Origin of the sequence: Marinobacterium aestuarii (assembly GCF_001651805.1) — a bacterium.
Lineage (GTDB): Bacteria > Pseudomonadota > Gammaproteobacteria > Pseudomonadales > Balneatricaceae > Marinobacterium_A > Marinobacterium_A aestuarii.
Genome location: NZ_CP015839.1, coordinates 242,162 through 255,678 on the forward strand (window position 1 = coordinate 242,162; position 13,517 = coordinate 255,678).

The 13,517-nt window shown below is 59.6% G+C and carries 10 protein-coding genes; 7 read left to right on the forward strand and 3 right to left on the reverse strand.

Features of this window, described 5'->3' with window-relative positions:
- Positions 1-468: 468 nt before the first annotated feature.
- Positions 469-1,860: an O-antigen ligase family protein gene (locus A8C75_RS01020; protein WP_227819802.1), complete on the reverse strand. Its 1,392-nt coding sequence runs from the start codon at positions 1,858-1,860 to the stop codon at positions 469-471.
- A 381-nt stretch (positions 1,861-2,241) separates the two neighbouring features.
- Here A8C75_RS01020 and A8C75_RS01025 point away from each other — a divergent pair, with 381 nt between their 5' ends.
- From A8C75_RS01025 to A8C75_RS01050, 6 genes are all read left to right on the forward strand, one after another.
- Positions 2,242-2,736, forward strand: a complete 495-nt coding sequence (locus A8C75_RS01025) for a hypothetical protein (protein ID WP_067376845.1) — start codon at positions 2,242-2,244, stop codon at positions 2,734-2,736.
- A gap of 81 nt (positions 2,737-2,817) precedes the next feature.
- Positions 2,818-3,984 carry an outer membrane beta-barrel protein gene (locus A8C75_RS01030; RefSeq protein ID WP_067376848.1) on the forward strand — a complete coding sequence of 389 codons (1,167 nt, stop codon included), beginning with the start codon at positions 2,818-2,820 and terminating at the stop codon, positions 3,982-3,984.
- 78 nt (positions 3,985-4,062) lie between these two features.
- Positions 4,063-4,605 carry a polysaccharide biosynthesis/export family protein gene (locus tag A8C75_RS01035; protein WP_067376850.1) on the forward strand — a complete coding sequence of 181 codons (543 nt, stop codon included), beginning with the start codon at positions 4,063-4,065 and terminating at the stop codon, positions 4,603-4,605.
- A gap of 2 nt (positions 4,606-4,607) precedes the next feature.
- Positions 4,608-6,842: a GumC family protein gene (locus A8C75_RS01040; protein WP_067376853.1), complete on the forward strand. Its 2,235-nt coding sequence runs from the start codon at positions 4,608-4,610 to the stop codon at positions 6,840-6,842.
- A 259-nt stretch (positions 6,843-7,101) separates the two neighbouring features.
- The gene (locus A8C75_RS01045) at positions 7,102-7,827 is read left to right on the forward strand and encodes a tyrosine-protein phosphatase (protein WP_067376856.1); all 726 of its coding nucleotides are present in this window, start codon (positions 7,102-7,104) and stop codon (positions 7,825-7,827) included.
- 10 nt (positions 7,828-7,837) lie between these two features.
- Complete coding sequence (locus tag A8C75_RS01050) at positions 7,838-8,605, forward strand: hypothetical protein (RefSeq protein ID WP_067376859.1); 768 nt, start codon at positions 7,838-7,840, stop codon at positions 8,603-8,605.
- 93 nt (positions 8,606-8,698) lie between these two features.
- Here A8C75_RS01050 and A8C75_RS01055 read toward each other — a convergent pair whose 3' ends face one another.
- The gene (locus A8C75_RS01055) at positions 8,699-10,615 is read right to left on the reverse strand and encodes a sensor histidine kinase (protein ID WP_067376861.1); all 1,917 of its coding nucleotides are present in this window, start codon (positions 10,613-10,615) and stop codon (positions 8,699-8,701) included.
- The gene (locus A8C75_RS01060; protein WP_067376864.1) at positions 10,612-12,828 is read right to left on the reverse strand and encodes a putative bifunctional diguanylate cyclase/phosphodiesterase; all 2,217 of its coding nucleotides are present in this window, start codon (positions 12,826-12,828) and stop codon (positions 10,612-10,614) included. Before A8C75_RS01060 ends, A8C75_RS01055 begins: the two co-directional genes overlap by 4 nt.
- A gap of 262 nt (positions 12,829-13,090) precedes the next feature.
- Here A8C75_RS01060 and A8C75_RS01065 point away from each other — a divergent pair, with 262 nt between their 5' ends.
- Positions 13,091-13,435, forward strand: a complete 345-nt coding sequence (locus A8C75_RS01065) for a metalloregulator ArsR/SmtB family transcription factor (protein ID WP_067376867.1) — start codon at positions 13,091-13,093, stop codon at positions 13,433-13,435.
- The last annotated feature ends 82 nt before the right edge of the window (positions 13,436-13,517 follow it).

Below are 13,517 nucleotides of genomic sequence, written 5' to 3' on the forward strand. Positions count from 1 at the left end.
GCTCATTCCAGGCTACGTGGGGGCTTTGTAGGTTGTAATGAGCGTTGCGAATTACGACAACCGGCGCATAGCGCTGGCGTTTTGGCCGTTGGTGGTTTGATTTTCGTCGCCTTGGCGGTCCGCTGGCCAATGAGTGCAGCGGAATTTGAGTCGGGCGCGAGGGTGGTGGTGTCTCCCGAAATTCGTGAGCACATCCTCGAAACTCGCTCCGCTCCTTTCCCGGAATTCGCTGCGCTCATTCCAGGCTACGTGGGCTTTGTAGGTTGTAATGAGCGTTGCGAATTACGACAACCGGCGCATAGCGCTGGCGTTTTGGCCGTTGGTGGTTTGATTTTCGTCGCCTTGGCGGTCCGCTGGCCAATGAGTGCAGCGGAATTTGAGTCGGGCGCGAGGGTGGTGATGTCTCCTGAAATTCTTGGGCACATCCTCGAAACTCGCTTCGCTCCTTTCCCGGAATTCGCCTTGGGCTCATTCCAGGCTACGTGGCTTACTATGGCTATTGGCCAGCACGGCGATGGCGCAGAGGGTGATGAAGGTGGCGGCGTTGGCGGGGATTTGCAGGTTGAAGTCGGTGGCGGAGTGGATCATGAGCGCGATGATGCCCATGGCGGCGCCGAAGCCTACGCCGCTGCGATACCAGGATTCGCGTCGCCACAGCGCCTTGAGGGCGTGGTAGAGCGCACCCAGTACGAAGAACACCAGTGGCAGCATGCCTATGGCGCCGTATTCGATGGCGAACTGCAGATAGTCGTTGTGGGCGTGATCAAAGTGAGCGCGTATTTCCTCGCCCGGATAACGCTGGAAGCTGGCTTCAAAGCTGCCGGCGCCGCTGCCGGTGAGCGGGTTTTGCTGCAGCTGGGGCCAGGCATAGATGTATAGGTCATCGCGGATTTCGTTGGCCCGGCTCACCACCTCGCCATTCACCACCTGATCCTGCAGCTGGGTATTGATCAGGCGGTCCTTGAGCTTTTCAAGCCCGAAGTACTGGCTGATCACCAGCACGTCGATCAGGATCAGGCTGGCCAGGATCAGGCCGTTGCGCAGCCGGTGTTCGCGGTTGAGCATCACGAAGAGGCCGCCCACGATCAGCAGGCTGGCAAAGAAAGCGGTGTTGCCCATGCGTGAGCGGGTCATCACCAGGGCGATGACCATGATCACCAGCGCCAGGCGCAGGCGAGCCTTGGGGCCCATCAGCAGCTCCAGCAGGTGACGCCAGCGAAAACTGCGACCGTCGCGCAATGCCAGCAACAGGCCAATACCGCAGGCCAGGGTCATTTCCAGGTAGCCGGCCAGGTGGTTGCGGTTCACAAAGGTGCCAGTGGCAGTACCGATGTAGCTGGTTTTGGGGCCGCTCAGCAGCCATTCAATGCCCGACAGTGTCATCAAGCTGCCGTAAAACGCCTGTACAGTGCCGCTGACAACAAGCACGCCGAGCAGCAGCGTCAGGCGAGACCGGGTGTGGAACAGGCCGACGATGAGCAGAAACAGCAGGGCATAGGCGCAGCCCAGCATCAGGTACTGGATGCTGGCGCCCGTATCCAGGCTGATGCCGCTGATCAGCTGCACACAGACCCAGAGCTGGCACAGAACTAGCAGCACGAACAGGGGCAGTGCCGGCTTGATGGATTTGCGCAGTGCGCTGCCCCGTTGCCGTGCACCGCTGTTGCCGGCGGCACCAGGATAGAGCTTCTGCAGGCCCCAGAGCCCGCCAAGCAGGGCTGTGAGCAGCACAAAGAGGCCGTTGCTCCATTCCTGGTTACTGCCCAGCGGCAGCGGCAGCCAGACCAGCAAAGCCAGGGTGGCTAGCATCAGGGCTTTGTCGCGGGGGGCTGCTGTCGGGCTCATGGGCTTGAGGCTCATACTGGGTCACGTCAGGTAATGGCAGGGTTATAACGGGCTACAGTCGCTAGGCGTGGCTGAGTCAGCGGGGCTCGAACTGGGTGCGAAAACGCAGATCATCTTAATGATCCTGGTGGGCAGATGCCAACCTAAACGGCGGAAAAACAAATGTTTTACGGTCAGTGGCGGGCGCTACTGGTCGGGTAACGGGCGGCGGTGGGCCTACGCTTATATTGCGTTGCGGTATGACTGGCCAATCACCACCTAAGTGTTTAGAATCGCCCGGTTTAGCATGCTTTTTATCTGGCCATGTTGTAGGCGGGTGCGAATTGCCTTCGTACCAGATCTGAAGGATCCGATTGCCGGGCACGCTTTTTACTTGCAAATAACGAGGACGTTAAAATGCGCAAGATTTTCACCGCTCTATCTTTGTCCGTCGCTCTGGCCTCCGGCCAGGCCATGGCTGACCAGGCTACTCTGACTGCACTGCAGGATGCCGGTATCGCACTGACGGCCGAGCAGTCCGCTGCCGTACTGGCCGCTGAGGGCGATGCCCTGGCTGAAGCCATTGGCGCCCTGGTGGCCTCTGTTGCCGGCGATGCCGCTGCTGTAGAAGCGATTGTCACTGCTGCTGTTGCGGCGGCACCGGCTCAGGCTGCTGCCATCACCAGCGCTGCCGTCACGGCCGCACCGGCTCAGGCTGCCACCATTGTTTCCGCAGCTACCGCGGCAGCGCCGGCCTATGCTGCGTCGATTACGTCTGCCGCGACCGCCGCTTCCGGTGATACTGGCGGTGACACCGGTTCCAGCGGTACTGGCTCAGCCCAGACCGGCAGCGGCGTGCCTTCAGGTTCCGGCGGTGGTGGTTCTTCCTCCACCGGCAGCCCGTCCGCCTGATAGACCCCAGGGCCGGTCATTACCGGCCCTCTGCGATTCCCTGTTTTTACACTTTGCCATGCCTCTGCAAGGATGGATCCGATGAGCGTTACCTTTTTGCGTAAAGTGCTGCCTGCTGCGATTGTAGCGGCGGTCTCCGGCCAGGCTTTGGCCATTGAACCGGCTAACTTCAGCCTGGGCGGTATGACGCTGACTCCTGTGGTCAAGCTGTCTGAAAGCTACGACGACAACTTCCGTGAAGTGGCGAGCCCCGATGAAGAGTCCAGCTGGATTACCACCATCGAGCCTTCTTTTGTACTGGCTGCTCAGGATCGTCTGAATGTCTACTCGCTGGGCTACCGCTTTAACAGCGAGATCTATCATTCCAGCCATGACGATGACAACACCGATCATTTCCTGAATGCCGACGCCCATATGGAATTCAACAGCCGTAACCGGCTGGATCTGGCGGCTGCGTACAGCAAGCAGGAAGACACCGGCGATACCACATCCCTGGTGGAAAATGACAAGTACCACAGCTACAACGTCGGCGGTGTTTACGGCTTCGGTGCCGAATCCGCCACCATGCAGCTGGAGCTGGGCGCCAACCGTGAATGGAAACGCTACGACAACAGCGGCAGCCTGAACCAGGACAAGGAACGGGATACCGACAGCCTGAGCGCGACCGCGTACTACCGCCTGGCCTCCAAGACCCGTGCCCTGTTCGAAGTGGTGTACAACGACTACGACTACGTAACCTTCGATAACCTGGACAGCGACAGCATGGCCTACCTGCTGGGTCTGACCTGGGAGGCGACCGCCAAGACCACCGGTACAGCCAAGATCGGTTACGAGAGCAAGGATTTTGACGACGCTTCCCGCAAGGACCCGAGCGGCACTGTGTGGCAAGTTGGCGTGAGCTGGCAGCCGCGTACCTACTCGACCTTCACGCTGAACACCCGTCAGAGCTTCAATGAAGGTAGCGTGGAAGAAAACTACATCGAGAACACCACCACCAGCCTGAACTGGAACCATGAGTGGAGCTCGTACGTATCTACCGATGTGAACTATAGCCACACCGAAGAAGACTACGACAACGCCCTGAATCGCAAGGACGAGACAGATTCCATCGCCCTGGGTCTGAACTACGAAATGCGCCGCTGGCTGTCCGTGGGTTTGGGATACAAGTACTCCGAGCGCGACTCCAATGTCGCCAAGGAAAACTTTGATCGCAACCTGGTTCAGGCCAGCCTGACCATGAGTTTCTGATCGGCCGTCTGTACTTGAAAGGGAGGGAATGATTCCCTCCCTTTTTGCTTTGTGTAAACCTCGTTAGGAGATATTTCTATGCTGGTTCGGTACCTGTCCCGGGTTCTGGTTCTTGTGTGCATGCTGGGTTTTGGCGCGGGCGCTTATGCCGCCGGCGACAGTCAGTACAAGCTGGGCTCGGGCGATGTTATCAGCATCACTATTTTCGGTGAGGAGGACCTGAGCGTGTCGGAACTGCGTTTGACCGATGCAGGCTCCTTCTCTTACCCCTTCCTGGGTGAAGTGCGGGCGCTGGGCAAGACCGCCGCTGATATCGAACGCCTGATCATCGCCGGGCTGAGCGGAGACTACCTGATAGATCCCCGTGTCTCGGTCAGCATCCTGGAATACCGCGAGTTCTTCGTTAACGGTGAAGTAAAAAGTCCGGGTGGCTATCCGTTCAAGCCGGGCCTGACGCTGCGCAAGGCCATCGCCCTGGCGGGCGGTTTTACCGAACGCGCCTCCGACAGCAAGATGATGATCATTCGTGACAACGACAGCAGCCGGACACCCACGCGTGCATCCCTGGACACGGCCATCATGCCGGGCGACATCATTACAATTGACCAGAGCTTTTTCTGAGTATGGATAACACCCTCATCAAGGAACGCGCGCTGCTGCAGGATTCCGGCAGCGACGACGAAATCGACCTGCTGCAGCTGTGGAACACCCTGTGGCGCCGCAAGTGGAGCATTATCAGCCTGACCCTGGTGGTGATGATGCTGGCGGCTCTGGTTGTACTGACCATCACGCCCATCTACCGCGCCGCCTCCACCCTGCTGATCGAGCAGAAGGCCGCCAAGGTGGTCTCCATCGAGCAGGTCTATGGCCTGGATGGCTCGGGCAACGAATACCTGCAGACACAGTTTGAGCTGCTGAAATCCCGCGGCCTGGCGGAGCGTGTGGTCAGTGAGCTGAACCTGACCACCCATCCGGAGTTCGACCCGCGTCAGCAGCCCGAGCCGCTGCTGGATATCGCTGGCCTGCTGCGTGGTTTCAACCTACAGAGCCTGCTGCCCTTTACCCTGCCGGGTGATCTGGCCGAAGAGCCGTTGCCGCCTACCGAAGCTGAAATCCACGATGCCGTAGTGCGCAGCTTTATCGAGCGCACCACTATCTCGCCGGTGGGCAAGACTCAGCTGGTGAAGGTTGAGTTTGAAATGGCGGATGCCCGCACGGCGGCGCTGGTGGCCAATGCGCTGGCCAACTCCTTTATCGAAAGCCAGCTGGAGGCGCGCCTGGACATGACCCAGACCGCCACCAACTGGATGAACGATCGTCTGTCGGGCCTGAAGGGAAAATTGCAGGAGTCTGAAAGTCGCCTGCAGGAATTCCGTGACCGCGAAAACCTGGTGGATATCCAGGGTGTGACCACCTCGGCCGCCGGTGAGCTGTCCCAGACCGGTGATCGCCTGATCGATGCCCGCCGTGAGCGCGCCGAAGCCCAGAGCCAGTATCGCCAGGTAACGTCCATGAAGAGTGGCGGCTGGGAGCGCATGGCGTCGGTGCCGGCGGTACTGAGCAACCTGCTGGTGCAGCAGTTCAAATCCGAGCAGGCCAAGACCCGCTCCAAGGTTGAGGAGCTGTCGCGTCGCTACGGGCCCAAGCATCCCAAGATGCAGGCCGCGCGTTCCGATTTCGATGCCGCCACGGCCAGCCTGAAAACCCAGGTTGACCAGGTGGTGGCCGGTATCGAACGGGAGTATCAGCTGGCGGTGGCCAACGAAGGTTCGCTGCAGTCTTCGTTCGAGCGCAACAAGAACGAAATTCAGGACATTACCCGCAAGGAATTCAAGCTGCGCGAGCTGCAGCGTGAAGTCGACGGTAACCGTTCGCTCTACGACACTTTCATGACGCGCCTGAAGGAAACCTCGGCCACCTCGGATCTGGAAGCGGCCAATGCGCGCATTGTCGACCGCGCCGTGGTGCCGGATGCGCCCATCAAGCCGAAGAAGAGCCTGATTGTTGCCCTGGCGGGTCTGCTGGCGCTCTTTGCCGGTATCGGTATTACCCTGCTGCTGGAGGCGCTGAACAACACCTTCAAGAGCACCGACGATGTCGAGGGCAAGCTCAACCTGCCGGTGCTGGGTATTCTGCCGGTAATCAGGGGCAAGGAACGCAAGACCATCGCGCGGCTGTTCAACCTGGATCAGGACAAGTCCTTTTCCGAGTCGATTCGCACCATCCGTACCGGCATAGTGCTGTCGGGGCTGGATAACCCGCACAAGGTCATGGTCGTCACCTCTTCAGTGCCGGGCGAAGGCAAGAGCTCGGTCTCCTCGAACCTGGCGTTCGCTCTGGGGCAGATGGAAAAGGTACTGCTGATCGATGCCGACATGCGCCGCCCCAGTATCGCCAAGAACTTCGAGCTGCCAGTGGGTACGCCGGGCCTGGCCAACCTGGTGGCCGGTACGGCCAAGCTGGAAGAGTGCATCAGCAGCCACGATGGCATCGATGTGATGGGTGCCGGCACAGTGCCGCCCAACCCGCTGGAACTGCTGTCTTCGCCGCGCTTTGCCAAGGTGCTGGAGTACCTGAAAGACAAGTATGAACGCATCATTATCGACTCGGCGCCGACCCAGGCGGTGAGCGATGCGATGGTGCTGTCGACCCATGCCGATGCCGTGATTTACGTTATCAAGTCTGAGGATACGTCCATTCCCCTGGCCCAGAAGGGTGTGGGTCAGTTGCTGCAGAACCGGGCACCGGTGAAGGGCGTGATCCTGAACCAGGTAGACGTGAAGAAAGCGCAGAAATACGGCTACAACTACGGTGGTTATTACGACTACTACGGCTACAGCAAAGGCGAAAAAGCGTAGAGATTAAAAGCAGGACCAAGGTAAAAGGTGCAAGGTTCAAGGTGCAAAGGCGTGATGGGTAATTCGTCATTTGTCATTTGTCATTCGTAATTCGTAATTCGTGGTGCCCGGTTCGATTGGGTACCAATCACTATTCACGAATGACCAATCACTACCTGCTTTTGGTCATTATTAATTGGTAAATAGTGATTGGTGATTGGTTGGCGAAACCAGCATGCTGATCACGATTCACGATGCGATAACCACAGGCTGAATGGGCATGATTGATCTGCATAACCACCTGTTGCCCGGCATCGATGATGGCGCGGCGGATATCGAAGCCTCGGTGGCGCTGGCTCGCCTCGCCGTGGCCGAGGGGATTACGCACCTGGTGTGTACGCCCCATATCCATCCCGGGCGCTACGAAAATACGCCTGCCACCATAGCCGCGGCCAAGCAGCGCTTCGTCTCGGCCCTGGCGGATGCGGCGATTGAGTTGCAGGTGGCGACCGCCGCCGAGGTGCGTTTTGGCATGGAGCTGATGCTGGGGATAGGTCAGAAGCAGATTCCGTTTCTCGGTGAGTGGGAGGGGCGCAAGGTGCTGCTGCTGGAGTTCCCCCACGGCGAGATTCCCTTCGGGGCCGAACGCCTGACCCAGTGGCTGCTCGATCGCGATATAGTGCCGATGATTGCGCACCCTGAGCGTAACAAGGGCTTTATGCGCACGCCTTCCCGCCTCAAGGCTTTTCTGGATCAGGGTTGTCTGACGCAGCTGACGGCGGCATCCGTGGCCGGTCATTTCGGTGAGCGGGCGCAGGAAGTGGCGCTGGATATGTTGGCGCAGGACTGTGTCACCATTCTGGCCTCCGATGCCCACAACACCGAACATCGCCCGCCACTGCTGCACGCAGGCGTTGAAGCCGCAGCCCAGGTGATCGGTGAGGCCCGCGCCCGGGCGCTGGTGACCGAGATGCCGTGGAAAATCGCCCAGGTGCATTTTCAGTGAGTGATTGCCCATGAGTACGGCGCAGATACAAGTATCCCCGGAACCACAAAAACGCCGCCGCCGCTCCTCGCCATCGCCATCGGCGGCGCCGACGGCGAGTCGCTTTGCCCGGCTGGGCTGGGGGCTGCTTTTGCTGCTTGCCCTGACCCTGGCAGTGCTGGGCGGGCGCCTGCTGCTTGCCGGCATGGCCAGCTACCAGGCCGAAAGCTTTATCAAGGACTGGAACCGATCCGCCACAACGCCTGCGCCCCGTGCCTGGGCGGTGGCGCAGGCGGCGGCACAGCGGGCGGTAACCTTTTACCCCGGCACCGATGGTGATCATTACGACCGTCTGGGGCGCATTTACGAATGGCAGCATGCCTTCGCACCCTTTGGCGATGCCGCAGCAGAGCCTTCCCGGCAAGCGGCGCGGGATGCCTATCGCATTGCCGTGACGGCCCGTCCGGACTGGCCCTACAGCTGGGTGCAGCTGGCCTATGTAAAACTGCGTTTGCAGGAATTTGATAGCGAGTTCGATAGGGCGTTTGCGCAGGGTTTCGAACTTGGCCCCTGGCGTATCGACGCCAACCGCTGGCTGGCGGAAATCGGCCTGCTGGCCTGGCCGCAGCTCAGCATGGCCCAGCGCGACCAGACGCTTGAATCCATCCGCCGCACAGTGGCCTACAGCAACGCCGAAGCCCGGCGCCTGCTAACCCTGGTGGAAAGCACCGGCCAGCAGCAACTGCTGTGCGATGCCCTGCCATTCCCGCTCAAGACCCGCCGCAAGATCTGCCTGTAAAGGTTCGTGATTGAGTAGTAATTCGTGATTAGTAATTAGTGGTTCGAGAAGCCCGCCCGACCTCTCTACCAATTACCAATTACCAATAACGATTTACAAACCGCCTTTCACCTCCAGCGGAATATCGAGGCTGAAGCTGGTGCCTGTCGCGTCTGACTCGACGCTCATCGATCCCTCAAGTAGCTGATAAACCCACTGATGCACCAGGTGCAGGCCAAGGCCGGTATGGCCTTCGCTGCGCCTGGAGGTCACGAAGGGGTCGAACAGGGCGTCGCGTACCTGTGGGTCTATGCCCTGGCCGTTATCGCTGACACTCAGGAGCAGCCGCTCGCCGCTAAGCGTGGCCGTCACGTGAATTTCGCCTGAGTGTCCGGGTTTAAATCCATGGCTGAGGGCGTTGTCGATCAGGTTTTGCAGCACCTGGGACAGGATGCCGGGGTAGCCGGTGAGTTGCAGCGGTTCGTGGATATCCATGACCAGGCCGATCGGAGACTTTTTCAGGCGGTGGCTGAGGGAATTTCTCAGGTCGCGTATCAGCTCCGCCAGGTCAAAGCGGCTGATCTCGTTGTGGCTGCGATCAACCGCCATGCGCTTGAAGCTGCGAATCAGGTCGGCGGCGCGGCGCAGGTTCTGCTCCGCCAGTTGCAGCCCGCTTTCGGTGTGGCTAAGAAAGCTGTCCAGCGCCGTGCGGGTCATGCCCTCGCGCACACTGGTCTGCAGTTTTTGCAGCTGTGTCTGCAGGGTGGAAATGGCCATCAGGGCGCCGCCGGTGGGCGTATTCAGCTCATGGGCAACGCCTGCGACCATCATCCCCAGGGATGACAGTCGGCGTGACTCCACCAGTTCGTCCTGCAGCTCATGCAACTGAATATGGGACTGCTCAAGATTGCTGTAGGCGCGCACCAGTTGTTGCTGTTCCTGTTCCAGGGCTACGCTGAGCCGGGCTCGCTCCCGGTGGGTCCGGTACAGGTGATAGAGTGCAGCCAGCCCGAGGGCCAGCAGTACAAGGCCCGCCAGGATGACGGCCGTGAGCAGGTGGGTGCGGATCTTGGCGATGGCCCCCGGGGCGCTGGCAACCAGCACAAAGGCATGTGCGGGCGTGCTCTTGTCGGTGGCATCAAGATCATAGTGCAGGCGCGCAGAACTCCAGAGCCTGCCACCCTGCAGCAGGTTGTCGCCGGTTTGAGGGCGGGTCAGTGATTGCCACAGGGCTGGCGAGAGCAGGCCAAGGTTCTGGTCGCGGCGATTCAGCTGCAAGCCCCATTCCCGCTCCCGCTCAGGGTGGAGCAGCCAATAGCCCTGTTCATCCACCAGCTCGAGCGTCATGCGGGAGTCGGACAGGGAGCGCAGCTGCTCGAAAAACGCCGTCAGATTGATGTTGATGACCAGCACGCCGGGGTGCTGGTCGTCATGTGCGCCTGTAAGTATGCTGGCCCGCAGGCTGGGTTCCAGCGGCCGTACTATGAGGTTGTGTTCCAGGTTGAGGTCTAGCCTCGACAGGTAAACCTGCCCGGGCGCGGTGCGCAGCGCTTCCTGGAAGTAGTAGCGTTGCGCCTTGTTCTGCAGCTCCGCCTCGCCTACGCGGTAAGGGCGCCCCTGGCTCAGGTTGATGCGTACCTTCTCCTCACCGCTGGGATCGAGCCAGCGCACCTGGGAAATGGCCGGCACAGCGCGGGCGAAACGCACAAAGCTGGCGGCGAGGGCGTCCAGGTCTGCTGGCTGCCCGGCGTCCAGTGCCTGCTGCACCGATGGGCTGTTTTGCAGCACGCGGGTCAGGTTGCGGATATGCCCGAGTTCCCGGCTGAACGCCGAGATCACCCGCTCGACACGCAGGTTCTGGCGGTTTTCAAATGTATTCATCTGCAGTCCGAAGAGCCCTATATAGGCAAAGAAGCCCCCTGCGGCGAGCAGGGTCAGCAGCAGCAGTAACATCGCCGTCAGGGTGGCGATGAAGCGCTGGTCGTTGCTGAAGGCTTTCTGCCGCACCGATGGCTCGCGTCTGGCGGTCATGAGGCCTGTGCTCTGGCCCATTCAATGGCTTTGGGCAGTGACATCGGGCGTGCAAACAGGTATCCCTGCCCCTGCAGGCAGCCCCGGTTCTGCAAGGTCAGACGCTGGGGTTCGGTTTCAATGCCCTCGGCAATGATGGTGAAGCCGAAGCACTCGCCGAGGCGCAAAATCATCTCCACCACCTGTTCGTCGGCGCGGGAATGGCCAAGCCGGTCGATAAAGGACTTGTCGATTTTAAGGGTAGTGGCGGCCAGATCCGTGATATGGCTCAGGGAGGAGTAGCCGATGCCAAAGTCATCAATACTGACCCCCATTCCCAGTGATATCAGCTTGCGCAGGTGGGGTGAGACGCGGCTGTAATCCTTGACGGCCTGGGTTTCGGTAATTTCGAGCTCGAGCTGGTTGGGGCTGATATTGGCCTCCTGAATCAGGCTCAGCATGCGGTTGAAGAATCTGGGTTCTATCAGGTCCGGGGAGGAGACGTTGAAGGCGATGGGCACTTCGATGCCGGCGGCCTTGAGCGAATGCAGGGCGCTGCAGGTCTGCTGCAGGATAAGCTGATCCAGCCTGCCTATCAGGCCTGAGGTTTCTGCCAGTGAAATAAACTGGTAGGGGGGGATTTGTTGGCCGTTGGGGTGTTTCCAGCGGGCCAGGGCTTCAAATCCAATCAGTTTGCCGTCGGACAGACGCACCTTGGGCTGCAGCTCCAGATACAGCTGTTCCAGGGACAGCGCGCTGCGCAGCTCGCTCAGCAGGGCGTAACGGCTGGCGATATCCTGTTCAAAGCCGGGGTTGTAGGCCAGGTAGGCCAGTTTTTGTTTGTGGGCTGTCTCGACAGTGCTTTCGGCCAGACGCAGAATCTGGTCCGGCTTGCGGTTGGCCTGCAGGCGCAGTGACACCACTGTGACGGTCGCTGCGATGCGATGTTCAGCGTCGGCGATGATGAGTGGCTGGCTCAGGAACTGGGTGAAAAACGCCTGATCGAGGCTCTGGCTAGTGCAGGCCAGCAGTGCAAAGCTGTTGCGGTCAATGCGGGCGATGGCGATATCTCTGGATAGGGCCGCGACCAGCTGGCGATGCAGGCAGTACAGCAGGTCATTGCAGAAAGGTTCGCCAAAGGCGATGCCGATGTCGGTGAAGTCATCGATCTCCAGCACGACCAGTTCGGCCTGCTCGCGCTGGGCCTGCGACATCTTGCCAAGCTCGCGCAGCAGCCAGTTGCGGTTGGGAATGCCGAGCAAGGGATCGCTGTAGGCCAGCTCGGTCAGTCGATTGTAGAGCGCGACATTGGTAAAGCCGGTACTGATGTTTTCGCTGAATACCTGCAGCAGGTTCACTTCGGTGTCGAGCAGTGGGCGCTGTGTTTTGATCAGCACCAGATATTCCTGGTTTTCGACCGCCGAACTGCTGAAATAGAACAGCGAATAGCCATTGATGAAGCAATGTTCGCGGCGGCGGGCGGCTTCGTGAAAGGCCTGTCTCAGCTCGCCGGAGTCTATGGACTTGACGGTGTGGCCCACGAGGTTCCTGAAATCATCGGTTGCCGCCAGAATGGCGGCGTTATCGGCCGCGCTTTCGGCCTGCAGCAGGGAACAGAGGATGCCGCCCTTCTCGACGCCAAGTATATGGCCAATCTCGGTCAGCACGGCGTGGGTAAAGCTGCTGAGGTCCCGTTTCGAGCTGATGGATTCGCTGGCATCTATCACCATCTGCAAGCCCTGGCGGGCCTGGGTCAGCTGGGTCAGGTGATCCCAGGTGCGGATATTGCTGGTAAGGATGGTCAGCAGGTGGTCGTTGGTCAGTTCGGACTTGCACCAGTAATCGTCGATATCGTAGCGCTGCATGACATCGTCGCGCGGGGCCATGCCGGGCTGGCCGGTCAGCAGAATGATGCGTACTTCAGCGTTGCCGATAACATCCCTGATGGTGCCGATCAGTCGCAGACCGGCTTCGTCGTCCTCCATCACGACATCCAGCAGAATGACGCTGATATCGGGGTTCTGGGCGATGATCTGGGTGGCCTCGAAGGCCGAGCCTGCTGACAGCAGCTGCGCCTTGCGGCCCAGCACCTCCAGGGATTCCAGCGCGAAAAGCAGTGATGCCTGATAGCCGGCATCGTCTTCGACGCTGAGGATTTTCCACTGTTGTTGCGCAGGTGCAGCACTGGCTTCGACTTCAGGTTTGAAGGCGAACAAAGGTCCATCGAGCGACATATCCGTACTCCCTTACAGATGATTCCCCGGGCTCTGTAGCGCGTAGCAGGCCTGAACCCAAGTATCCATCAAATGAGTGTAGTTGTCGTGCCAGAAAATGGCCTGATTGATGCTGCTGTTGCACGCTGTCATAGGGTCTGGGTGTCATTGTTTGGTAACGATGGCGGGGTAAATTAAATATATGAAAAATCATATATGTGAATTATCATATATCTAATTTCAGGTACGGGCTGTAACGCCACAGCGGCATGGGAGCAATAAGATGAGCGCTAAGCTGACGCCGACCCAGGTATTCAAGTGCCTGGCCGACGAAACCCGCGCCCGCATGCTGCTGCTGATTCAGCGCGAGCAGGAGCTCTGTGTGTGCGAGCTGATCTGTGCGCTGGATGAAAGCCAGCCCAAGATATCACGCCACCTGGCTCAGCTGCGCAAGTGTGGCCTGTTGCAGGACAGGCGCCAGGGGCAGTGGATCTACTACCGCCTGCATCCGGAGCTGGCCGCCTGGGTGCGGGAGGTTCTGGCCACGACCCTTGCGGCTAACAGTCTGTGGCTTGAATCCAGCCAGCAGCGTTTGGATAGCATGGGAGGGCGGCCGGTGTGTGGGTGAAGCTGGGTGAAAGGGCGTAATTGGTCATTCGTAAGTCGTCATTGGTAAATAGTAAATAGTGATTGGTAATTGGTAATTGGTA

Bases quoted from the DNA above. Each gene is read 5' to 3' on its own strand.
- A8C75_RS01025 (WP_067376845.1), top strand. From the start codon at position 2,242: ATGCGCAAGATTTTCACCGCTCTATCTTTGTCCGTCGCTCTGGCCTCC.
- A8C75_RS01035 (WP_067376850.1), top strand. From the start codon at position 4,063: ATGCTGGTTCGGTACCTGTCCCGGGTTCTGGTTCTTGTGTGCATGCTG.
- A8C75_RS01055 (WP_067376861.1), bottom strand. From the start codon at position 10,615: ATGACCGCCAGACGCGAGCCATCGGTGCGGCAGAAAGCCTTCAGCAAC.
- A8C75_RS01020 (WP_227819802.1), bottom strand. From the start codon at position 1,860: ATGAGCCTCAAGCCCATGAGCCCGACAGCAGCCCCCCGCGACAAAGCC.
- A8C75_RS01045 (WP_067376856.1), top strand. From the start codon at position 7,102: ATGATTGATCTGCATAACCACCTGTTGCCCGGCATCGATGATGGCGCG.
- A8C75_RS01060 (WP_067376864.1), bottom strand. From the start codon at position 12,828: ATGTCGCTCGATGGACCTTTGTTCGCCTTCAAACCTGAAGTCGAAGCC.
- A8C75_RS01065 (WP_067376867.1), top strand. From the start codon at position 13,091: ATGAGCGCTAAGCTGACGCCGACCCAGGTATTCAAGTGCCTGGCCGAC.
- A8C75_RS01050 (WP_067376859.1), top strand. From the start codon at position 7,838: ATGAGTACGGCGCAGATACAAGTATCCCCGGAACCACAAAAACGCCGC.
- A8C75_RS01030 (WP_067376848.1), top strand. From the start codon at position 2,818: ATGAGCGTTACCTTTTTGCGTAAAGTGCTGCCTGCTGCGATTGTAGCG.
- A8C75_RS01040 (WP_067376853.1), top strand. From the start codon at position 4,608: ATGGATAACACCCTCATCAAGGAACGCGCGCTGCTGCAGGATTCCGGC.